We start from the raw sequence: 23,837 nt of genomic DNA, 5'->3' as shown, positions 1-23,837 counted from the left end.
AGGCGCTGATTAAAAGTGAAATGTTAGGGTTTAAATTTTCATAAGTTTCGAAGTGTTTTGTTGTCCTTCTGAATTGATTATTCTAATAATATATAATCCAGATTTAAGATTCGAAACATTAAAAGAGGAGTCTGAATTAAAGTTTCCTTTATATTGTTTTACTTCTTTTCCTGTAATATCGAAAATGCTAACGCTTGTAACTGCAGCATTAATTTTAAAGCTGTTTTGTGTAGGATTTGGGAAAATAGCAAAAGGCTTAGCTAAAGCAGCATCGTTAACACTTAAACTTTGTGGTACATTATTTCCGTAGATTTTAAATGTTCCAGGTTGTAATGTAATCGCGTTTGTTGCCGAAATAGAAGTGTTTCCTGATTCGTCCATTAAGTCGTACCAAGTTCCGTTGCTCGGGAAATTAGGATCCACGGTTTGAGTAGTGGTTTCAAAATTTGAAATAATAACCACTTCGCTTAATTCTGTTGAAGCTAAAGTCGAGTTCCAAACATGAATTCTAGGTGTTAAATTCCCTGAAGTAATCGTATAATCGCCTTCAAAAACATCCTCATTAACTTTTAAAAGATTTAATCTAGACCACGTATCGTATACGGCTTTTCTGTTTTCATTTCCTAACCAATTATTTTCCCATTGTGGCTGAGGTTTTGTGCTTAGTTTACAAGAATCGTCTGCAGAAACAGAGCCATCTGTACATGTAAAAATAGAATTATCCATTCCTAAATCGCCAAAGTGCCAAACCATTTTCGGACCAGGAATTGTTAGGGTAATTGCTCCTAAAGCTTCCATTCTTTTTAAGGATGTATTTAGATCTTTTACATTGTAAGATCCAGAAGACGCACCATATTGAACGTTTTTATACATTAAACGTTCTTCGTCATGACTTTCTGCATAACCTACCAAACGCTTTCCTGTAAAACCATGAGATTTATATCCCATTCTGTCAATGTTAGTGTCAGAATCATATCCCATTGTTAATTGGTTGTAAGGATCTGTCATTTTTCCCCACATCATGATGCCTTTGCCTTCGTCAATTTTATAATTGGCCCATTGTTGCTCTTCGTTATCCTGACCTAAATGTTCGAAAATAACGTAATGTGAAGCATCTAAACTCCAAGAGTAATCAGCATATTTTTTTAGAACATCTACACGATCTTGTTGGTAATTATTTGTGCAAGTATCGTCGCTAGGGGAGCAGTTTTGAGTAAAACCTTTAGTTAAGTCCCAACGGAATCCATCTATATTAAATTCGGTTACCCAATGATTCACCACGCGTTCTACATAATATTGAGTGCGTTCTTGCTGATGGTTAAAATCCATACCTACATTGTAGCTGTGTTTTGCTTCTTCATTAAAATATGGACTTTCAGAACTTGGGTCTCCCCAACCATCGCCATCGGCATCTTTCATCCACATACGTACCATAGGATTTCTTCCGTAAGCGTGATTTAAAGCAATATCTAAGATCACTGCAATTCCATTTTCATGACACAAATCAATAAATTCTTTCATCTTATCTTCAGTGCCATAAAATTTATCTAAAGCCATATGAAAAGCGGTATTGTAACCCCAACTTTCATTGCCTTCAAATTCCATGATTGGCATCAATTCAATGGCATTAATATTTAAGTTTTTGAAGTAATCGATACGATCAATTAAGTCTTGAATATTTCTATCTTCATCGAAATCACGGATTAAAACTTCATAAATTACTAAGTCTTCTTTTTTAGGTTTTTCAAAGTTTGTCACGTTCCAATTGTAATCACTTTTACCTGTTTCAAGTACGGTAACTTCACGTTCTTGACCTGTAGGATATGCTGGTAAATTAGGATAAGTTTCCGAAGATATTCCTGAATCGTCGAATGGTGATAATACTAAAGTAGAAAACGGATCGGCAGTTTTTACCATGACAGGTGAATTGGCGATTGGCGTTTCATCTACGACCCAATATTGATACGTCTCTGTTTTTTGAGATGTTAATCCCGTTAATTCTAACCAGAATTTTCCTGAACTTGTATCTTTTTTCATTGCATAAGCAGAAGAAGGTTCCCAATTATTGAAACTTCCAGCAACGTATACAAAATCTTTTAAAGGCGCGTCTAAAACTAACGTGGCTTTTGAAGCATCGCTAGAATTGTAATTAATTCCGTTTTCTAATCCGCTTGGCATGGTTTGAGACATAGTTCCTGGATTAATTAAAACGGAGAAAGATTTACTAAGCGTTTCAGATCCTTGATTTACAGTTAAAATATAGTTTTGGTTTGTAGTGATATTGCTATGTGTAAACGAGTAAGTTGAAGCTCCTGTTTTAGAGTTTAAAGCAGATCCGTTTGCACTAAGTGTGTAATTCGCATTGCCGTTTGTGTTAGATGCTGATATATTTATACTACTACCAGAAGCAACTATAGTTGTGCTGTTTTCTGAAGGAGAATTAAGAGTCACTTGAAACGTACCAACATTTATATAAAAGTCATTACATCCTGATGCTTTTAATTCTTGATTTCCTGCTGGGTTTCTAAATACCATTCCCATTTTGGTAGCAGAATTTGCTTGAGTATCGGTTAAACCATAATAGGTTTTAGGTACCATAGTAATACTCCAGGTGCCATCTCCATTATTAGTCATTTCTCCAAAACCATCATCTTGTCCCCAGTTTCCAACTACGTTATAGCCCCAAGGATCGGCATCGTTACCAATACCAGAATGCATATAGACTTTGGTTGGATTATTTAGAGTATTACAATCTGTATCTGTACTTTTAATATCTACGGTAATGGTTATGGTTTCTGTCGTATTAAACGTAGTAGGACTTGTGGTTACTTGAGCATAACTAAAGCTTGCAAGAACTAAAAGTAATAAAGCGAGTATCGTTTTTTTCATAAGATATAAATTAAAAACAATACGGGCTGTAATGTAGTACATCACAGCCCGTATGTATTGTTATTTAGTTAAAGTATACGTTGGGTTAGAGGTGTCTGATAAGTCTAATACAATATCGTAAACTCCTGCTTCAACAGTAATATTTCCCCCTCCATCTTCTAAGGAACCATCATTGTCATCATCTCCATAATTTATGTTCCAATCGTTGTTGGCTCTAAATTTCATTTCCCCATCTGTAAGTGTAATTTGGTATAGATACCATACACCTTCTATAGTGTAATCTATATTCATAACCGTATCAGGACCATCCCAGCCATTAGGAGTTGCACTACCTACAATACCCCATAATTTTTCTATAGGTTCTAGAGTGTAGGTTAAATCGTTTAGGTTTAAAGTGACAAGGTAATTTCCGGCAGTAACAGGAATGTTTGCTCCATTATCTTCTAATGCCCCGTCATTTCCATCGTCTCCGTAATTGAATGCCCAGTCATTATTTTTTCTGAACTTCATATCTCCAGTTGTTAGCGGTACAATAGCACGCCATTGGTCTGAAGTTGGATCGTAAGTTAACGGCGTATCAGGACCATCCCAACCATTAGGAGTAGCGCTACCAACAAGTCCCCAAGTGTAAGGCTCTATTTTGTAAGTTAATGTCGCTTCATTAAAGGTTACTTTGTAAGTTCCAGCCTTAACAAGAATATTATCGCCACCTTCTTCTAAAGTGCCGTCGTCACCAGTATCACCATAATTTAAATCCCAGCTATTATTTGCTCTAATTTTTAATTCGCCATCAGTTAAAGTAACATAAGCGTTAAAAATATTAGCAACGTTTGTTTTGTAAAATGGCATATCAGGACCATCCCAACCGTTAACAGTTGCACTTCCTACAAGTCCCCAAACAGATACTAAATCTAAAACATTGGCATAACCAGTAACCGTTAAATTACTAATATTCGAAACTGCAGCAATGGTACTTGTTCCAACAACACTTTCTATTTTTACTTCTAAAACGGTTTCTGTATTTGGTACAATTTCTAACGTTTGCAGAATGGTATTTAAGTCTTTAGTTGTAAGAGAGTACTCTAATTTGCTTCCAGCGTCTTTTATAATTGCATTTTGGAAGTTATTTCCAGCAACATCAAAATAAACATTGTAATCTGCTATGGCACTATAGCCGTAATCTGGCTGTGTCCAAGTTAATGTTAAAGCAATAGCTTCTTCATTTTCTTTAAGCAGAACAATGTCGTCTGCAGATGTTATTAGGTCTGTTGTTGCTGTAGCATTTAACACGGTAATCTCGTCGTCTGTGCTGCAACTATATAATGTTATGGCTACTAACATTATACTAAATAATTTTGAAACTATATTTTTCATATTATAATGTTTTTATATTAGTATCCTGGGTTTTGTACCAAGTTTGGATTAACTAAAATCGTGTTACTAGGAATAGGAAATATATTTCTATAACTATCTGCTCCAGTTCCGTTTGGTTGGTTTCCTTTAAATGGCCATAAGTAGATTTCTGAAGTGAAGAAATCGTAACGTATTAAATCTGTACGTCTCTGACCTTCCCAGTATAACTCTCTAGAACGTTCATCTAAAATATAGTTTAAATCTAAATCGACTGCAGAAATATTTCCAGACACATTACCGTAAGCACGTTCTCTTAATTGGTTAATTAATGAGACTGCAGTAGCCATGTTACCGTTTCCACCTCTTAAGGTTGCTTCAGCGTAGTTTAAGTAAATTTCAGGAAGACGTATAAGTGCTAAGTCAGGATCTGTAAATTCTCCACTTTTATCGTGACCTATTAGACCTTCAGAATTTATGTTTTTGAATTTCTCGCAAGCATATCCTTCGGTAAATGTAGGTATGTTTTCTATTTCTAAAGATTGCCCATCTGTATACCACATAGCACGTTGATCGCTTGATTCGAATTTATTAACCAATGCAGAAGTTACACGGTTACCTCCCCAGCCACCGTTAATACCGTAGTCTGAAGGAATCATTGAGCCACCAACTGCAGCATGGATTAAGAAAGAAGAACCTCCGTAAGTTGTGGATGATAATCCGTCAAAATTAACAGTAAAAATAAACTCGTTTTGAGCTCCATTTGTATTGTTGTCTGCTAAGAATAATTCATCGTAAGCCGTACCGTTTCCATTCGCATCGTTAGTATTTAAACTGTAAGATGAGTTTATAACTTGGTCTGAGTATATAATACAATCGTTATATCTTGATTCTGCAGTCCAAACTTCAGCATTTAAATATAATTTAGATAATAATGCCCATGCAGCTACTTGGTCTACACGTCCGTATTCGTTGCCTCTACTTGCAGGTAAATCATCTTGAATTTCTAATAACTCACTTTCAACAAAAGCAAATAATTCTGCTCTAGTACTTTGTGATGGTAATTCTGTGCTAATTTGAGTTAGTAAAGGAACATTTCCGAATAAATCCATTAAGTTGTAATATGCAAAAGCTCTTAAAAAACGGGCTTCAGCAACAAACGACTGACTTTCGGTTGCATCTAAACCAGAAGCATTTGTTATAAACGAATTACAAAAAGTTACTTCTTGTGCTAACCTTAAATACATTGCGCCAGAGAAATCGTTACTAGAAGTCCACGATAAACCGTGTAAATCTGGTAATCCTGGATCTCCCCATCCTACAACAGCATGGTCTGTAGTGACTTCGTTTAAATTAAATAGCATACGCGTATATTGCGAAAACCCTTGGTTAATATCGGGAATATCTGCTGCACCATTGTCGCCTCCATTTTGACCTGTTAAAGCCAAACTTGCGTATAGTTTTGCTAGAGCACCTTTTGCTTCGGTTGCATTAGCAAATACATCTTGTTCTGTAAAACTATCTGGATCGATTGGATCTTGATTTAATTCGTCTTGGCATGAAACCATGACTAAAGAGATAGTTAAAATAGGAATGAATATTTTTATTATGTTTTTCATATGTCAATTTTTAAAAGCTAACGTTAAGTCCTAATACAAATGTTCTTGGTCTTGGGTAGAAATTATTATCTATACCACCATTAATTTCAGGGTCTAATCCATCGTAATCTGTAATGGTTAATACATTTTGTACAGAACCATATACTCTTATGGTAGAATCTTTAAAAGTATCATCTAGAGTGTAACCTAACGTAATGTTATCAATTTTGAAGAAAGATGCATCTGTTACAAAGATGTCGCTTCTAAAGTTTTCTTCTGTAGGGTCTACAAATCCATTATCTAAGTAGCTTGATTGTAAGTTGCTTAGAAAGTTGTTTGTTGTTGGAATAACACCATTTAAATAAGCGTTTGCAGAAGCTACGTTGTTATAAGCACTATTACCAACACTTCCTCTAGAAACTGCAGAAAAGTCCCATTTTTTATACGTTAAATTTGTACTTAAACCCAATAATACATCTGCATAAGGGTCTCCGTTAATGTATTTATCATCGTCGTTTATAACATTATCTCCATTTCTGTCTACAAAAGCACCTTCAATAGGTTTTCCTGCTGCATCATAAACTTGTTGATATACATAAAAGCTATATGGTGCTTCACCTTCTGTATGAATTTGGATTTGATTTCCTGTTCCTCCAGAAATTCCTCCAGTTTCTTGGTCGAATGGAAGGTTTGTGATTTTATTATCGTTAACAGCAATATTGAAGTCTATAGACCATTCGAAGTCGTTGGTTCTTACAGGAATTAGATTTAAAGAAAATTCTATCCCTTTGTTTTCCATGTCTCCAATGTTTTTTTCTATTCTGCTACCAAAGTTTGTAAACGGATCTACAGAAGCAGAAGCGATAAGGTCTTTGGTTTGTTTAATGTATGCATTAACAGAACCTGAAATTCTTCGGTCCAAGAAACTAAAATCTGCACCAACGTTTAAGGTATTCCCAATTTCCCAACGTAAATCTGGATTTACAGGGTCTGGTCTATACGTTGTGTAAAAGTTATTTCCAAATTGATAGTTTGCACCAGATTGACTTCCAGTATAACGTGTTAAGAACAAGTAGTCGCCTAATCCATTTACGTTACCAACTTCACCATAACCTACTCTTAATTTTAATTCATTAATAGCAGTATCTTGTAAGAAACCTTCTTTATGTATGTTCCATGCTAAAGCCAAAGAAGGAAAATATCCCCAGCGATCTGCAGGATTTAATTTTGAAGAAGCATCTGCTCTAAGTGTAGCGGTTACTAAATAACGTCCGTCGTAATCGTAATTTACTCTTCCGAAATACGATAATAAAACACTTTTAGATTTATCTACGAATTCATAATCTATTACTTGGTCTGGATTTGCAATTTGATCTTCTTCAAGTTCGCTATTATAACTGTAATTATTATATTCAAAAGATTGGTAAGAATATCCTAACACGGCTGTTATATTATTAACATCATTAAAAGATTTTGTATACGTAAAGTATGCATCGAATAACTCATTAGTTGTTTCGTCATTATATGTGTTATTAGAGCCATTCCAAGTTGGGTCTGTAGTTGGCATCATGTCTGATACAACTGTTCCTCCTTCACTTTTAGATTTGTCTAAACCAACATTAACGGTTACCGTAAGGTCTTCGAAAAAATGTAATTGATAATCTAATTTAACATTACCAATAAAACGTTGCACTTTAGATTCGTCATTTTGTAAGTTTAGTAAAGCAACAGGGTTTGTTCCTGCTAAACTTGGTTTTAAACCACTTTGCTCTGTCCAAGAAGAATACCCGTCGTATGGCGAGTTAATATCGTAAACAGGCTCTGTAGGAGCATAGCTTATAGCAGAACCGATGGCGCTTTGGTTAGCGAAAAAGTTTTCGGTATGATTCCCTCTAGCATTAAGTTCTATTTTTAAATGATCTTCAAATAATTTTGGAGTTAAACTGATAGATCCCGTTGTTCTTTCAAAATTATCTCTAGCTAAAATTCCACCATTATTTGTGTATGAAACTGAAGCTCTCATTGGCACACCCCAAGCAGCACCTAAAGCACTAAAGGAATGATCTTGCCCGTAAGCTGTCGTGTAAATTTCGTCTTGCCAGTCGGTGTCATAATTTTGTAATAAACTAAGAGTGGTAGCATCGGCTCTAGGATGTGTAGAGACTACAGATCTAAACTCGTCTGCATTTAGTACATCAACTTGATCTATAGAAGTTCCTACAGATGTTAACGAACTTAAATTAAATTTAAAATCTGAATTTTTACCTTTCTTAGTAGTTACTATAATTACTCCGTTTGCAGCACGAGAACCATAAATTGAAGTTGCTGAGGCGTCTTTTAAAACGGTCATGCTTTCAATGTCATTAGGGCTAACCATGTTAAGCGGGTTTCTAGAACCACCAATTCCATTTTGATCTAATGGAATTCCATCTAATACAATTAATGGATTGCTGTTTAGTGATAAAGAACTGTTTCCACGAATTCTAATTTCTTGACCACCACCGGGAGCACCACCACTATTGGTTACCGAAACTCCTGAGACTTTACCTTGAATTAATTGAGGCGCAGAAACAATTGGCCCTTTGTTAAAGTCTTTGTTGGTTACTAAATCTGCAGCACCAGTTACATCTTCCTTTTTAACGGAACCGTAACCAATAACTACGATTTCGTCAAGAAGCGCAGCGTCTTCTGTTAGTTTAATGTTTAAAGTTGTTTGTCCAGTAAAAGGTATGTTTTGTGACTTATACCCAATAAAGGAAAATTCAATAACTTCTCCACTATTAACTGTGAGCGAAAAATTTCCATCGAAATCTGTAGCCGTTCCAGTTGATGTTCCTTTGATAATAATATTTACTCCAGGAATGGGTAAATTAGATGTATTATCGGAAACGTTTCCTGTGACAGTATTTTGCGCCAAAAGCATAAATGGAGCAAAAAACAGTGCCAGTAATAAACTGTTTAAAATTGTTTTCATACAATGTGAATTAATTTAAATCTGAATTTGGTTTGTTTGTTTATATTTTTACTTCTCGAGATTAAAATTATGTAAATTTTATGTTAAAACTATTTTTAATTTTGCGATATCCCTAACGTAAACGTTTTCGTGTTAATAACTTTTTAATATTTCGCAATGTTTAGTGGTTAAGTCTGCCGAATATTGAAAATTGACAAGATTATCCTATATTTACAAAAAGAAAAACTTCTTATGAAAAAGAAAGTCACCTTAAAACAAATTGCTAAAGAACTCGATGTATCTATAGCGACAGTATCTAAAGCCTTACGAAACAGTAAAGAGATTAGCGAAGATACCCGAGACAAGGTCAAAGCCTTCGCGAAACTGTATCATTATAGGCCAAATAACATTGCTTTAAGTTTGCAAAATAGGAAGACAAAAACTATAGGTATCATAATACCAGAAATTGTACATCACTTCTTTTCTAGGGTTATTCAAGGGATTGAAGAAGTCGCTAACAAAAAGGGATACAACGTAATTATTGGGTTGTCTAACGAGTCTTTCGATAAGGAAGTAATTAACATGGAAATGCTTGCTAACGGAAGTATTGATGGGTTTATCTTATCGATTTCTAAACAAACGTTACAACAACAAGATTATCATCATTTTAATGAAACTATAAATCAAGGAATGCCTATTGTAATGTTCGATAGAATTGTAAACGAAATTAATTGCGACAAGGTTATTGTAGACGACATTAAAGGCGCCAAAAAAGCGGTGATAAAGCTTATTGAAAATCAATGTAAAAACATAGCTATAATTACTACTAAAGACTATGTTACTGTTGGACGACTACGTACAGAAGGTTATTTAGAAGCTTTAAATGAAAATAATATAGAATCTCAATCAAATTTAATTTTAAAGGTTGATGATAAGTTAGTTTCCGAAGATTATATTGAAGTTTTAGAAAAAGAAATCATGAATTTATTTATTGAAAACCCTAAAATTGATGGTGTTTTTGCAGTAAATGAGTTGTATGCTATAACAACAATGAAGGTTGCTCGGAAATTAGGAAAAAACATTCCAGACGATCTTCAAGTTATTGGTTTTACAGATGGTGTTTTGTCTCGACATGCCATGCCAAGTCTAACAACAGTTAGTCAACACGGAAAAAAAATAGGAATAGTTTCCGCCGAGTTACTTATCGAAAAATTAGAGAGCGAGTCTGAAGAAGAGCAGTATAAAACAGTAGTTATAGAAACGGAGTTGATAGAAAGAGAATCAACGAAATAAAATTTAATATGGCGTAAATTAAAATCTTTTGTATATTAGCGCCATAATCAAAACTTGTATTTTTACTTCTCACAATAAGTTTTGATAAGTTTTTCGCTTATCAATGGTATTCATTTAAATATACTATTAATGAAAAAGCGTGCCCTCAATTTCTGGGAAATTTGGAACATGAGTTTCGGATTTCTAGGAATACAATTCGGATTTGCATTACAAGGAGGCTTTATGTCTCGAATATTTCAAACATTAGGTGCCGACAAAGAAGCAATTCCTTTGTTATGGATTGCTGCGCCTTTAACAGGCTTATTAATACAGCCTATAATAGGTTACATGAGCGACCGGACTTGGAGTCCGCGTTGGGGTAGAAGAAAACCTTATTTTCTTGTTGGTGCCGTATTAAGCTCAATAGCCTTATTAATTGTACCACATTCACCCGTTTTATGGGTTGCTGCAGGTTTTTTATGGATTCTAGATGCGTGTATTAATGTATCTATGGAACCATTTCGAGCACTTGTAGCCGATAAATTACCAGATTCTCAACGTTCTTACGGCTTCGTGGTTCAAACTTTAATTATTGGTATTGGTACATGGGTAGCGAGTAATTTACCTTGGATGGTTTCTAAACTTGGCGTTAGTGATGCCGCTCCAATGGGTGTTGTGCCCATGTCGGTAAAAGTCGCCTTCGCAATAGGAGCCGTTGTGTTTTTAGTAAGTATCTTATATACTGTTTTTACAACGTCGGAATATCCACCGGAAGACATGGAAGCTTTCGAAAAAGAGAAAGCTAAGAAAAATCAATTTATTTCAGATATTACAAACAATATTGGGAATATGCCAACTACAATGAAAAAACTAGGACTCGTTCAGTTTTTTAGTTGGTTCGCATTTTTCACCATGTGGAGTTTAGCTAATCCAGCATTAACAGAACACGTATATCATACGCCTGCTCCTGTAGAGTCTGCTTATAATTTTTCAATTCCAGAACAGGCCGCTGCTTTTGATGTTGAAAATACAGCTTTTCAGAAATCTTCAAATTTAGTAGGATCTTCAATGGGTGTATACGGATTGTCGTCTATGGCTTTTGCTTTAGTTCTTGCATTCTATACCTCTAAAAAACGCATTAACCGAAAGTACGTACATATGTTCTCCCTTTTTATGGGTGGATTAGGATTCTTATCCATGTACTTTATCCCGGCACCAGAGTTTTTAAAATACTCATTTATTCTCGTAGGAATTGCTTGGGGTAGCATCTTGTCTATGCCATATGCTATGCTTTCGAGTGCTGTCGATCCAACAAAAATGGGTGTTATAATGGGAATTTTTAATATGTTTATAGTAATTCCGCAAATTATTGCAGCCATAGGAGGTATTAACTTTGTATCTAATTTAATAGGACCAGACACTATTAATGCGATGTTGGTAGCAGGTTTTAGTTTAATTATTGCGGGATTTTGTAACTTGTTAATTACAGATAAAAATGCTATATCTTATCAACCAGAATTAGAAAACCAATGAAAACAAAAGGATTTATATTCGATTTAGACGGTGTTATCGTAGATACCGCAAAATATCATTTTTTGGCATGGAAAAATCTTGCCAATAGTTTAGGGTTCGATTTTACAGAAACTCAAAACGAACAACTTAAAGGCGTAAGCCGCGTTGAGTCGCTTAAAAAAATATTAAACTGGGGAAATACAACAGTTACCGACGAAAAGTTTCAAGAATTAATGACTTTAAAAAATACAGAGTATTTAGAGTTTATTAATAAAATGGACGACTCTGAAATTTTGCCAGATGTGCCTCGTGTTTTAGATTATTTAAAAGACAACAGGCAAGGCGTATCTCTAGGTTCTGCAAGTAAAAACGCAAGAGTAATACTTGAAAAAGTTCATATTTTATCAAAGTTTGACGCTATTGTAGATGGGAACGATGTTAGTAAAGCAAAACCAGATCCCGAAGTGTTTTTAAATGCTGCAAAAGAGATAAATATTAAGCCTGAAGATTGTATTGTATTCGAAGATTCTGTTGCTGGAGTACAAGCAGCAAATACTGCAAATATGATTTCTATAGGTATTGGAAGTAAAGACGTGTTACATGAAGCCGATTATATTTTTAACGACTTCACAGAAATTTCAACAGAATTTATAAATAAATTAATTAACAACTAGAATACCTAAAAGCGTAACGTAAACTGAATTTTTCCTTTTCAGTATATAAATCGCCTTATTCTATATTATCTTAAATAAAATGAATCAAGATTATATTAAACCAGACAATTGGTCGATTATTGAAGAAGGATTTGATGTAGAACGCGTTAAATCGTCAGAGAGTTTATTTAGTATTGGAAATGGTGCCATGGGGCAACGTGCTAATTTTGAAGAGTACTATTCAGGACCAACATTTCAAGGTAGTTATATCGCTGGTGTGTATTATCCAGATAAAACACGTGTAGGTTGGTGGAAAAACGGCTACCCAGAATATTTTGCAAAAGTACTAAATGCGCCAAGTTGGATTGGTATTAATGTATTTGTAAACGGAAATCCTTTAGATTTATTTACATGTAAGCACGTATCAGATTTTAAGCGTGAATTGAATATGAAAGAAGGTTGGTTGTCGCGTTCTTTTGAAGCTACATTACCTAACGAAGTTCAAATTCGTGTTGAAACAAAACGTTTTTTAAGTATCGATTTAGATGAGGTTGGAGCCATTTCTTATAATGTAACGCCTTTAACTGGCGATGCAGAAATTACGTTCGAACCGTATTTAGATTCAGGAATTACAAATGAAGACACCAATTGGGACGACAAATTTTGGGAAACCACAGCCGTAACCCAAGATGGAAATATGGCGTTTATTGAAGCCTTCACTATGAAAACGAAGTTTAAAACGTGTACGTTTATGGCTTCAGAATATTTCCTAAATGAGAAAAAATTAGACGTAAAGGAAGATGTGTCACATACAGATAGAACCATTACTTTTAAATATACTTCAGCAGTCAAAAAAAACCAAACATTTTCTATTCATAAATATGGAGGATATACTGTAGATCGTAATCACGAAACGTCGCAATTAGTATCGGCAGCAAAAGAAGCCGTAGCTAAAGCGTTAAGTTTAGGATTTCAACATTTATTAGTTCAGCAAGAATTGGCTTGGGCTAAAATTTGGGATATGGCAGATATTACAATCGACGGAGATGTAAAAGCACAGCAAGGTATCCGATTTAATATCATGCAATTAAACCACACCTATTTAGGTAAAGATGCCCGTTTAAATATAGGTCCTAAAGGATTTACAGGCGAAAAATATGGAGGAAGTACCTATTGGGATACCGAAGCCTATTGTATTCCGTTTTACATGGCAACCAAAGATCAAGAAGTTGCCCGTAATTTATTAGAATACCGTTACCATCATTTAGATCGTGCAATTGAAAATGCTGAAAAATTAGGATTTAAAAACGGAGCTGCTTTGTATCCTATGGTTACTATGAATGGTGAAGAATGCCATAACGAATGGGAAATTACGTTCGAGGAAATTCATAGAAATGGTGCTATTGCTTTTGCGATTTTTAACTATTATCGTTATACAAACGATTATAGCTACATTCCAGAAAAAGGATTGGAAGTGTTAATCGGGATTGCTAGATTTTGGCAACAACGTGCAACATTATCTACAGCACACGACAAGTATGTAATTCTTGGTGTTACAGGTCCAAACGAGTACGAAAATAACGTGAATAATAATTTCTATACCAATTATATTGCAAAATGGTGTATTGATTATGCTATTGAAAACATTAAAAAAGTAGCTAAAGAATTTGAATCTGATTTTGATAGAATTCAAGAGAAAGTAAACCTTTCGGAAACCGAATTAAAACAATGGAAAGCCGTCGCAGGGAATATGTATTTGCCTTTCTCAGAAAAGCATAATATCTATTTACAGCAAGATGGTTTCTTAGATAAAGAATTAATTACAGTAGCTAATTTAGACAAAGCATCGCGTCCAATTAACCAAAAATGGTCTTGGGATCGCATCTTACGTTCGCCGTATATTAAGCAAGCCGATACGTTACAAGGTTTCTACTTTTTCGAAGATCATTTTACTACTGAAGAATTAGAGCGTCACTTCGATTTTTACGAGCCATTTACGGTTCACGAAAGTTCACTATCGCCATGTGTACACAGTATTCAGGCTGCGAAATTAGACCGTATGGATCAAGCTTATGAATTTTATTTACGTACATCGCGTTTAGATTTAGACGACTATAATAAAGAAGTTGAAGAAGGCTTACATATTACATCTATGGCAGGAACTTGGATGAGTATTGTTGAAGGTTTTGGAGGGATGCGTATTAAAGATAATATGTTGTCTTTCGAGCCTAAAATTCCTCAACAATGGGAAGGATATTCATTTAAAGTGAATTTTAGAAATCAAGTTGTAAAAGTGAAAGTGACTCAAAAAGGAGCTGAATTTAAACTTGAAAAAGGTAGCGAATTAGAAATAATCGCGAATAGTAAAAAACTACTTCTTCAATTAGAAGATTAGTAAATTAAAAAGTGTGCATTTTGATAGTTAGGTTTTTTTATTCTTTATTGAAAAGGTGTTTTTGCAACCCTTCAACTAGAATCAGATAATTATCAAAATGCACATTCCATTCAAGAAATTAAAAGTTGCTGACTAGTTGTTTAAAAAAAAAATGGTAACCAGTGATTTAAGCTTTCAAAGTCATGATAAAAAATCTTTTTTTAAGGGCATGTCGTAATTCAAAACAAAAAACTATTTTTTCTTTTGTTTTTATGTTCGTAACACTAACAATTCAGGCGCAAATGACTCATTTAGAACCACCAAATTGGTGGGTAGGATTCGAAAATTCAGATTTGGAATTGTTGGTAAACAGCCCTGAAATAGGAGATGCTATTCCTGAAATTAATTATCCGGGTGTCACAATTACCGCAGTGCATAAAGCTAAGAGCCCGAATTATTTATTTATCGATTTAAAGATTGATAAAACAACACAAGCGGGACAGTTTGATATTGTTTTTAATCATAAAACAGGTGCATCTACAGTCCATACATACGAGTTGAAATCACGCGTTAAAAATGCTAAGGATTATATTGGATTTAATAGTTCAGATGCAATTTATTTAATTACTCCAGATCGTTTTGCAAATGGAGATCCCTCGCAAGATGTAGATAAAAGCATGAACGAAAAAACCATAGATCGTAAAGATGATTATGGGAGGCATGGTGGTGATATTCGAGGGGTTATTAATCATTTAGATTATATACAAGAATTAGGATTTACTGCTATATGGCCAACACCATTGCTTATTAATGATATGGATTCATCATCGTATCATGGCTATGCGATGACCGATTTTTATGAAGTAGATCCGCGATTTGGGACACTTGAAGACTACAAAGAATTGGCTCACAAAATGAACAAACGTGACTTAAAATTAGTCATGGATATGGTTGCAAACCACTGTGGAAGTGAACATTGGTGGATGAAGGATTTACCATTCGAAGATTGGGTAAACCAGCAAAAAGCTTTTGAAACAAATGGAGACCTTAAAAATTCTAACCACAGACGTACAGCCAATCAGGATTTATATGCTTCAAAAATTGATAAAATAAACATGAGTGAAGGATGGTTTGTACCTTCCATGCCCGATTTAAATCAGAAGAATCCATTCATGGCAAAGTATATCATTCAAAATAATATTTGGTGGGTAGAAACTTTAGAACTTGGGGGTATTCGTCAAGATACGTATCCGTATTCTGACAAAGCGTTCATGAGCGATTGGGCTAGTGCGATTATGAAAGAATATCCCAATTTTAGCATTGTTGGGGAAGAGTGGAGTACGAACCCTCTTTTGGTGCGTTATTGGCAAACGGGAACGCCTAATAAAGAAGGCTACGAATCGCATTTAACATCGACTATGGATTTTCCGATGCAAGAAAATATAGTCAGTGCTTTAAATGAAGATGAAGGTTGGGCATCAGGTTTTGTGAAAATGTACGAAGGTTTAGCAATGGATTTTGCATATACAAATCCGGAAGCAATTTTAATATTCCCTGATAATCACGATATGGATCGTGTGTTTACTCAGTTAAGAGAAAATATTCCAAATACTAAAATGGCATTGAGTTATATTTTCCTTATGCCACGTATAGTTCAGATGTATTACGGTACCGAAATTTTAATGCAAAACACAGAGAAACCTGATGATCATGGTCTTATTAGATCCGATTTTCCTGGAGGTTGGGAGGGTGATACTGTAAATGCATTTACGGGAGTAGGATTAACAGAAGATCAGGCAAATATGCAAGATTTTGTAAAAAAAATATTGAATTATAGAACACACAGTGAAGCTATTCAGAAAGGGAAAACAATGCATTTTGCTCCAGAAGATGGCGTTTATATATTATGCAGAATTGCGGGAGATGAGACGGTCGTACTAATTTTAAATAAAAATGAAGCACCTAGAGATTTAGATTTAGCACATTATAAAGAGTTAGGTTTGGATAATAAAACACTTAAAAATCTAATTTCTGGCGAGACTGTAATATGGGACAATAATTTACATCTTACGGAGAAAGGACCACTTTTATTAACGACAAAATACTAGGTATGATACGGTTTTATTTGTTGTTTTTTTGTTGTGTTTTAGGTGTTAATTTAAATGCTCAGATAGAGCATGTAGAATTACTTGATATTGAGTTGTCTTCTGGTACATTATTACGAGTATCTAAATTTCCTTCAAAATATATCACACCAAGAGATGTCGATATTTGGTTACCCGAGGGTTATTTTAAAGGTAAAAAATTCGCTGTTTTGTATATGCATGATGGACAAATGTTATTCGATGCCTCTACGACTTGGAATCATCAAGAGTGGATGGTCGATGAGGTTGCTTCAGAATTAATGAAATCGCATAAAACACGAGACTTTATTGTTGTTGCTATTCATAATATTTCAGAAACTCGTTATGCCGATTTATTCCCTCAGAAAGCCATCAGTAATTTAAATTCTGAAGAGAAAGAAGCATTTTTAAAGTATGCTAAAACAGATAACCCTGATTTGGTTTTTGAAGGCGATAATTACTTAAAATATCTTGTAGAGGAGATAAAACCTTATATAGACCGTAATTTTTCGACATTAAAAGATCGAGACAATACGTTTGTTTCAGGTTCAAGTATGGGAGGATTAATATCTTGGTATGCCATTTGCGAATATCCAGAAGTATTTGGTGGTGCTGCATGTATATCTACACACTGGCCAGGTGCTAATCCGGAATTAAATGGTCCATTTCCTGAGGCCTTTTTTAGTTATATAAAAGATAATATGCCGGATCCAAAATCGCATAAAATATATTTCGATTTTGGTACAAAAACATTAGATCAATATTATCCAAAATACGAGGCAGACGTTAATATGTTGTTTCAAACGGCAGGATATACATCTGCTAATTTTATGAATAAAAAGTTTGAAGGTGCCGACCATTCTGAAGCATCTTGGCAAACAAGATTATATATTCCTTTCACCTTTTTAATGTCCAAATAAAATGATAAACTTACTTCGTTTCTTTTTTTTTATATGTATCTCTCAAGTTTGTTTTTCGCAAAATTCAGATAGACTTTTTGTAAGTGCCGCGCCTTCGCCTGAAGGTTATAAGATAGTGGTTAAGGATGGCTATTATCTGTTTAAAATGTATAACGAATCTACTGTCGAAACTACTTTTGTTCCGAAAGGAGAAGAATTTAAACCCAAATCTGAAGCCGTTGTATTAAACGATTTAGATAAATTTAGTGATATTTCGGAAACCTTAGATGCTATTATTTTGTCGTCTGAAGGGCTTTCTGTTTATGTAAAAAAAGCACCTTTTCAAATTCAATATACATATAAAGGAAAACCTATAGTTTCTGAAAAAATGGGTTATTCTAAAAATGAAGACAATGAAGTTATTCAGTTTAATCTGGACGATACAGAAGTGTTGTATGGCGGTGGATCGAGAGCTTTGGGTATGAATCGTCGAGGGAATCGTTTACAACTATATAACCGTGCACATTATGGTTACGAAACACGTAGCGAGCTCATGAATTATACATTACCAATTGTAATGTCTTCAAAAAAATATTTAATTCATTTCGATAATGCACCAATTGGGTATTTAGATTTGGATAGTAAAAAAGATAATACTTTAATCTACGAAACCATTTCTGGACGTAAAACATATCAAGTTATTGCAGCCGATTCGTGGGTGAAAATCGTAGATTATTATACCGATTTAACGGGAAAACAACCTATGCCACCACGTTGGGCTTTGGGGAATTTTTCAAGTCGTTTTGGATACCATTCAGAAGCAGAAACAAGAGCTACAGTTTCTAAATTTAAGGAGGATGAAATTCCTGTAGATGCCGTAATTTTAGATTTGTATTGGTTCGGAAAAGAAGTGCAAGGTACCATGGGAAATTTAACTTTCGACACCGATTCTTTTCCAACGCCTATAGAAATGATTAAGGATTTTAAAGCTGAGGGTGTAAATACCATTTTAATTACCGAACCTTTTGTTTTAACAACCTCAAGCCGCTGGCAAGAAGCCGTAGATAACAATGTGTTGGCCAAAGATTCTTTGGGTAATCCGTTTACTTACGATTTTTATTTTGGAAACACTGGACTTATAGATATATATAGTACGACCGGTTTTGACTGGTTTTCTAATATATATGTAGACTTATTTAAAATGGGAGTTACAGGAATTTGGGGAGATTTAGGTGAGCCAGAAGTACACCCAAAAGCATTAATTCACGCTACGGGAACAGCAGATGAGGTTCATAACATCTATGGTCACGATTGGGCGAGGTTAGTTTATGAAAGCAGCTTAAAAGTGAATGCAAACAGACGACCATTTATTCTTATGCGCGCAGGGTATTCGGGGTCTCAACGCTTCGGATTGATCCCGTGGTCTGGTGATGTTAATCGTACTTGGGGAGGGTTACAAAGTCAGCCAGAAATCGCGCTTCAAATGGGGATGCAAGGCTTGGGGTATATGCATAGTGATTTAGGTGGTTTTGCCGGAGCAAATTTAGATGATGAATTGTATGTGCGTTGGTTACAATATGGCGTTTTTCAGCCTATTTACAGACCTCATGCACAAGAAGAAGTGCCTAGCGAACCTGTTTTTAGAAATGAAAAAGCTAAGAATTTGGCGAGAAAAGCCATACGATTAAGATATGCTTTGTTGCCATATAATTACAATTTAGCGTTTCAGAATAATCAAGAAGGAACACCATTAATGCGTCCTTTGTTTTTTGAAAACCCAGATGATGTTACACTTCAAAATCTAGCAAATACATATTATTGGGGAGAAGAATTTTTAGTATCTCCTATTCTAGAAGCTGGAGTTACTACACATGATGTTGTATTTCCAAAAAACCATATTTGGTTTGATTTTTATAGCGATGAAAAGATTAAAGGCGGACAAACCAAAACAGTTTCGGTAGCCCAAAACACCATTCCAACATATGTTAAAGCAGGTGCGTTTATACCAATGGCTAAACCTATGCAAAATACCAAATCGTATACTGGAAACGATTTAGTGCTTCATTATTATAACGATGCTTCAGTAACTTCAAGTGGATATAAATTATATAACGATGATGGGCAAACAGTAAATGCATTTGAAAAAGGCAAATTTGAACTCCTTACGTTTTCATTTCTAAATGATAAAAAAGGGATACAATTTGCGTTTACAGCAGAAATAGGGTCATCATATTCTGCACAGTCAAAACCTATAAATCTTACTGTTCATAATATGGCATCCGAACCAAAGAGTATTAAAATTGGTAGGAAAGATGTGTCTTTTACATATGACAAGCAAAAACATATTTTAGAAATACCAGTGATATGGGAGACAAGCTCCGATTTAGAAATTAAAATTATATTATAATGTTTAAACATCATATAGTGTCAATTGCAATGATTTTACTAGTTTTAATCAGTTGTGATAATAAAAAGGAAAATGTTGTGAAAGAAAATAATAAGGCTGAGATAGCCATAGCACCAAAAAAAGAAGTCGTTTATCAAGTGTTTACGCGTTTATTCGGTAATACAAACACGACCAATAAACCTTGGGGAACTATTGAAGAAAACGGAGTAGGAAAATTTAACGATTTTACCGATAAAGCGTTGGGGAAAATTAAGGATTTAGGAGTCACACACATTTGGTATACAGGTGTGCCGCACCACGATGTTATTACGGATTATACTGAATATGGCATTTCTAACGACGATCCAGACGTGGTTAAAGGGCGAGCAGGTTCGCCTTATGCCGTTAAAGATTATTATAATGTAAATCCAGATTTAGCTGAAAATCCAGCTGAGCGTTTACAAGAATTTGAAGCTTTAATAGCACGCTCTCATAAAGCAGGTTTAAAAGTTATTATAGATATTGTACCCAATCATGTGGCACGAAATTATAAGAGTGTCTCTAAGCCTGATGGGATTACTGATTTTGGTGAAACCGATGACAAATCCGTTGTGTACAACGTGAATAATAATTTTTACTATAATCCTGGTGAACCGTTTATTGTTCCAGAACGTAGAGATGGATATGTGCCTTTGGGAGGTTCTGAAAATGCGTTGTTAGATGGTAAGTTCGATGAGGATCCTTCAAAATGGACAGGTAATGGTTCGCGTTTATCGCAACCAGATCCTAACGATTGGTACGAAACTGTTAAGATTAATTACGGTGTAAGTCCAGACGGACATCACGATTTTGATAGTTTGCCAGAAGATTTTGATTCTAAAGATTATAAAGCACATTTCGAATTCTGGCAAGATAAAACTGTGCCAGATTCATGGGTGAAATTTAAAGATATTGCCTTGTATTGGACAGAAAAAGGTGTTGATGGATTCCGTTATGATATGGCCGAAATGGTTCCAGTTGAGTTCTGGAGCTATATGAATTCAGCTATAAAAATGAAAAACCCAAATGCATTTTTATTAGCAGAAGTATATAATCCAAGTTTATATAGAGATTATATCCGTAAAGGAAAAATGGATTATTTATACGACAAAGTTCAGCTTTACGATACGTTAAAACACGTTATGCAAGGTTGGGGGAAAACCGATTATATAGCACCAATTCAGGAGGATTTAAAGGATATTGAACATAATATGTTGCACTTTCTTGAAAATCACGACGAGCAACGTATCGCAAGTCCAGAGTTTGCAGGAAATGCACAAAAAGCAAAACCAGCAATGGTCGTTTCTGCAACTATAAGTACGTCTCCAACATTAATTTATTTCGGACAAGAATTTGGTGAACCTGGAGCAGAAGATTTAGGATTTGGAGATCCTTCAAGAACCTCAATTTTCGACTATGGAAGTGTGCCAACATTAAACCGTTGGGTGAATAATAAACAATTCGACGGCGGACAATCGACTCCAGAAGAATTAGAATTATACGATTTTTATAAACGTTTACTAAACTTCACTATTACTAGCGATGCTTTAATGGGAGAATACCAAGATCTTCACGAATTTAACACGCATAATACCGAGCATTACGGACTGAAACAGTTCTCTTATGCCCGTTGGAATGCCGATGAAAAATTGATTATCGTAAATAATTTTGATGCTGATTATGGTACTGAGTTCTATTTAAAATTACCTAAAGATGTTGTTCAAGCATGGGGGTTAGAACCTGGTGAGTATACGTTAGTAGATCAGTTGTACGATACTTATAAAACACAATTGCATGTCTCAGAAGATGGTGCTGAAGCCAAGATAGCAGTTAAACCTTTACAATCTTTCATTTTTAAATTACAGTAGAATATGCGTAACTTTATAGTCATTTTAATTTTAGGAATTATGATTTCAGGATGTCAAAATAAAACTGAAAAACCTATTGAAAAAGAAGTTAAAACTCCATTTACTTGGGATGCTGCAACCGTCTATTTTATGTTACTCGATCGGTTTAATAATGGAGATACTTCTAACGATTTTAATTACGATCGGAATCAGGAAACGGGTGTGTTAAGAGGTTTTGAAGGAGGTGATATTAAAGGTGTTACCGAAAAAGTTAAATCAGGGTATTTTACAGATTTAGGTGTAAATGCTATTTGGATGACTCCTATAGTAGAACAAATTCATGGCGGAACCGACGAAGGGACAGGATTGTCTTATGGTTTTCATGGATATTGGGCAAAAGATTGGACGAATTTAGATCCCGATTTTGGAACAAAAGAAGATTTAAAAGAACTTGTAAAAGTGGCACATGAAAAAGGTATTCGTATCGTTTTGGATGCCGTTATAAATCATAGAGGTCCAGTAACCGATAAAGATCCGGTGTGGCCAGACAGTTGGGTAAGAACGGGGCCTGCTTGCGATTATCATGATTTCGATAGTACAGTAAGTTGTACCTTGGTTGAAAATTTACCAGACATTAGAACAGAGAGTAACGATGCGGTTGAATTGCCTCCGCAACTTGTTCAAAAGTGGAAAGACGAAGGTCGTTATGAACAAGAAGTTGCTGAATTAGATGTCTTTTTTGAAAACACAGGATATCCTAGAGCCCCTCGTTTTTATATTATGAAATGGTTAGCCGATTATATTACAGAATACGGAATTGATGGCTACCGTGTAGATACGGTAAAGCATACAGAGCCTTATGTATGGCAAGAATTTAGAAAAGTTGTAGATACTGCGTTTGCTCAATTTAAAACAGAACACCCTGAAAAAGTATTAGACGATAACGGATTTTATCTCGTAGGTGAAGTTTATAATTATAATATAAGTGATGAAAAATCATTCGATTTTGGAGATCGAAAAGTGAATTATTTCGATAACGCTTTCAATCAATTAATCAATTTTGAATTTAAATGGAATGCAGAGCAAATGGATTATGAAACCATGTTTACTAAATATGATAGCATACTTCATAACGATTTAAAAGGCTACAGTGTTTTAAACTATTTAAGTTCTCATGACGATGGGCAACCTTTCGACCCTATGCGTGAGAAACCATTTGAAACTGCAACAAAATTACTATTAACACCTGGTGCGGCTCAAATTTATTACGGCGATGAATCCGCTAGAATTTTACATGCCGATGGTGCCACAGGCGATGCTAATTTAAGAACGTTTATGAATTGGGACGATATAAAATCAAACCCAACTACACAAGCTGTTTTAGCACATTGGCAAAATCTAGGTAAATTTAGAGCAAATCATCCTGCTGTTGGAGCTGGTTCTCACCATATGATTTCAAAATCACCTTATGTGTTTTCAAGAACGTATGTTAAAGACGATTATAAAGATGCTGTAGTTGTTGGTTTAGATCTTGAAAAAGGTAAGAAAATAATACCTGTTGGTGGCGTTTTTCCAGAACGAATGACGGTTCGTGATGCTTATTCTAATACTATTCATACTGTCGAAAACGGAAATATTGTTATAGATAACGAACATAATATAGTATTATTAGAATTGGCTGATGTGTCTAAATAATGACGAGCAGCAATCATATTTAAAATAAAAGTGATATTATATTTATAAATAAACTGATTTCCCGAAAATTGCAGTGAATGTATAATTAAAAGTAATGCGTTTAAAGCTTAATTATAAAACCTATCCTAATCGAGTATGCGATTGAGATAGGTTTTATTGCTTTATATTATGTAGTTAGATATTGTGTGTTTTGTAAGGATGTAATAGATTATGAGTCTGAATGATTAAATGATTCAGAAAGCAAAAA

General features: G+C 34.7%; 13 protein-coding genes. 9 read left to right on the top strand and 4 right to left on the bottom strand.

All coding sequences use genetic code 11. The features are described from left to right. Positions 1 to 30 precede the first annotated feature (30 nt). Genes R6X41_RS04180 through R6X41_RS04165 form a run of 4 tightly spaced genes read right to left on the bottom strand, consistent with a single transcriptional unit; the run spans position 31 to position 8,811 of the window. Complete coding sequence (locus tag R6X41_RS04180; RefSeq protein ID WP_318497718.1) at positions 31 to 2,889, bottom strand: alpha-amylase family glycosyl hydrolase; 2,859 nt, start codon at positions 2,887 to 2,889, stop codon at positions 31 to 33. Positions 2,890 to 2,949: 60 nt separating this feature from the next. Then, positions 2,950 to 4,263, bottom strand: coding sequence for a SusE domain-containing protein (locus tag R6X41_RS04175; protein ID WP_318497716.1), 1,314 nt, complete (start codon positions 4,261 to 4,263; stop codon positions 2,950 to 2,952). 17 nt (positions 4,264 to 4,280) lie between these two features. Continuing rightward, positions 4,281 to 5,858 carry a RagB/SusD family nutrient uptake outer membrane protein gene (locus tag R6X41_RS04170; protein WP_318497714.1) on the bottom strand — a complete coding sequence of 526 codons (1,578 nt, stop codon included), beginning with the start codon at positions 5,856 to 5,858 and terminating at the stop codon, positions 4,281 to 4,283. A gap of 10 nt (positions 5,859 to 5,868) precedes the next feature. Then, complete coding sequence (locus R6X41_RS04165) at positions 5,869 to 8,811, bottom strand: SusC/RagA family TonB-linked outer membrane protein (RefSeq protein WP_318497712.1); 2,943 nt, start codon at positions 8,809 to 8,811, stop codon at positions 5,869 to 5,871. A gap of 231 nt (positions 8,812 to 9,042) precedes the next feature. On the opposite strand from R6X41_RS04165, the gene R6X41_RS04160 reads away from it, so the two are divergent. The 9 genes from R6X41_RS04160 (at position 9,043) to R6X41_RS04120 (ending at position 23,590) form a co-directional block, all read left to right on the top strand. Continuing rightward, positions 9,043 to 10,083 carry a LacI family DNA-binding transcriptional regulator gene (locus R6X41_RS04160; RefSeq protein WP_318497710.1) on the top strand — a complete coding sequence of 347 codons (1,041 nt, stop codon included), beginning with the start codon at positions 9,043 to 9,045 and terminating at the stop codon, positions 10,081 to 10,083. A 129-nt stretch (positions 10,084 to 10,212) separates the two neighbouring features. Then, positions 10,213 to 11,595, top strand: a complete 1,383-nt coding sequence (locus tag R6X41_RS04155) for an MFS transporter (RefSeq protein ID WP_318497708.1) — start codon at positions 10,213 to 10,215, stop codon at positions 11,593 to 11,595. Beyond that, positions 11,592 to 12,248, top strand: coding sequence for a beta-phosphoglucomutase (gene pgmB / locus R6X41_RS04150; protein ID WP_318497706.1), 657 nt, complete (start codon positions 11,592 to 11,594; stop codon positions 12,246 to 12,248). Before R6X41_RS04155 ends, pgmB begins: the two co-directional genes overlap by 4 nt. A gap of 79 nt (positions 12,249 to 12,327) precedes the next feature. Further along, complete coding sequence (locus R6X41_RS04145) at positions 12,328 to 14,622, top strand: glycoside hydrolase family 65 protein (protein WP_318497704.1); 2,295 nt, start codon at positions 12,328 to 12,330, stop codon at positions 14,620 to 14,622. A 281-nt stretch (positions 14,623 to 14,903) separates the two neighbouring features. Further along, positions 14,904 to 16,709 (top strand): glycoside hydrolase family 13 protein, encoded by a 1,806-nt coding sequence (locus R6X41_RS04140; protein ID WP_412176253.1) that lies wholly within the window; start codon positions 14,904 to 14,906, stop codon positions 16,707 to 16,709. Between the two features lie 2 nt (positions 16,710 to 16,711). Then, positions 16,712 to 17,644: an alpha/beta hydrolase gene (locus tag R6X41_RS04135; protein ID WP_318497700.1), complete on the top strand. Its 933-nt coding sequence runs from the start codon at positions 16,712 to 16,714 to the stop codon at positions 17,642 to 17,644. 1 nt (position 17,645) lies between these two features. Then, positions 17,646 to 20,030: a glycoside hydrolase family 31 protein gene (locus R6X41_RS04130; protein WP_318497698.1), complete on the top strand. Its 2,385-nt coding sequence runs from the start codon at positions 17,646 to 17,648 to the stop codon at positions 20,028 to 20,030. Beyond that, positions 20,030 to 21,916, top strand: a complete 1,887-nt coding sequence (locus tag R6X41_RS04125; RefSeq protein ID WP_318497696.1) for an alpha-amylase family glycosyl hydrolase — start codon at positions 20,030 to 20,032, stop codon at positions 21,914 to 21,916. Before R6X41_RS04130 ends, R6X41_RS04125 begins: the two co-directional genes overlap by 1 nt. A 3-nt stretch (positions 21,917 to 21,919) precedes the next feature. Then, a complete protein-coding gene (locus R6X41_RS04120; protein WP_318497695.1) occupies positions 21,920 to 23,590 on the top strand; it encodes an alpha-amylase family glycosyl hydrolase in 1,671 nt (556 codons plus the stop codon). The last annotated feature ends 247 nt before the right edge of the window (positions 23,591 to 23,837 follow it).

This window comes from Formosa sejongensis (assembly GCF_033447105.1).
In the GTDB taxonomy this organism is placed as follows: Bacteria; Bacteroidota; Bacteroidia; order Flavobacteriales; family Flavobacteriaceae; genus Formosa.
Note: the sequence above shows the minus strand (reverse complement) of the source record. Positions and strands in the feature narration are given on the sequence as shown.

Bases quoted from the DNA above. Each gene is read 5' to 3' on its own strand.
- R6X41_RS04145 (WP_318497704.1), top strand. From the start codon at position 12,328: ATGAATCAAGATTATATTAAACCAGACAATTGGTCGATTATTGAAGAA.
- R6X41_RS04160 (WP_318497710.1), top strand. From the start codon at position 9,043: ATGAAAAAGAAAGTCACCTTAAAACAAATTGCTAAAGAACTCGATGTA.
- R6X41_RS04140 (WP_412176253.1), top strand. From the start codon at position 14,904: ATGACTCATTTAGAACCACCAAATTGGTGGGTAGGATTCGAAAATTCA.
- R6X41_RS04120 (WP_318497695.1), top strand. From the start codon at position 21,920: ATGCGTAACTTTATAGTCATTTTAATTTTAGGAATTATGATTTCAGGA.
- R6X41_RS04155 (WP_318497708.1), top strand. From the start codon at position 10,213: ATGAAAAAGCGTGCCCTCAATTTCTGGGAAATTTGGAACATGAGTTTC.
- pgmB (WP_318497706.1), top strand. From the start codon at position 11,592: ATGAAAACAAAAGGATTTATATTCGATTTAGACGGTGTTATCGTAGAT.
- R6X41_RS04165 (WP_318497712.1), bottom strand. From the start codon at position 8,811: ATGAAAACAATTTTAAACAGTTTATTACTGGCACTGTTTTTTGCTCCA.
- R6X41_RS04175 (WP_318497716.1), bottom strand. From the start codon at position 4,263: ATGAAAAATATAGTTTCAAAATTATTTAGTATAATGTTAGTAGCCATA.
- R6X41_RS04125 (WP_318497696.1), top strand. From the start codon at position 20,030: ATGTTTAAACATCATATAGTGTCAATTGCAATGATTTTACTAGTTTTA.
- R6X41_RS04170 (WP_318497714.1), bottom strand. From the start codon at position 5,858: ATGAAAAACATAATAAAAATATTCATTCCTATTTTAACTATCTCTTTA.
- R6X41_RS04180 (WP_318497718.1), bottom strand. From the start codon at position 2,889: ATGAAAAAAACGATACTCGCTTTATTACTTTTAGTTCTTGCAAGCTTT.
- R6X41_RS04130 (WP_318497698.1), top strand. From the start codon at position 17,646: ATGATAAACTTACTTCGTTTCTTTTTTTTTATATGTATCTCTCAAGTT.
- R6X41_RS04135 (WP_318497700.1), top strand. From the start codon at position 16,712: ATGATACGGTTTTATTTGTTGTTTTTTTGTTGTGTTTTAGGTGTTAAT.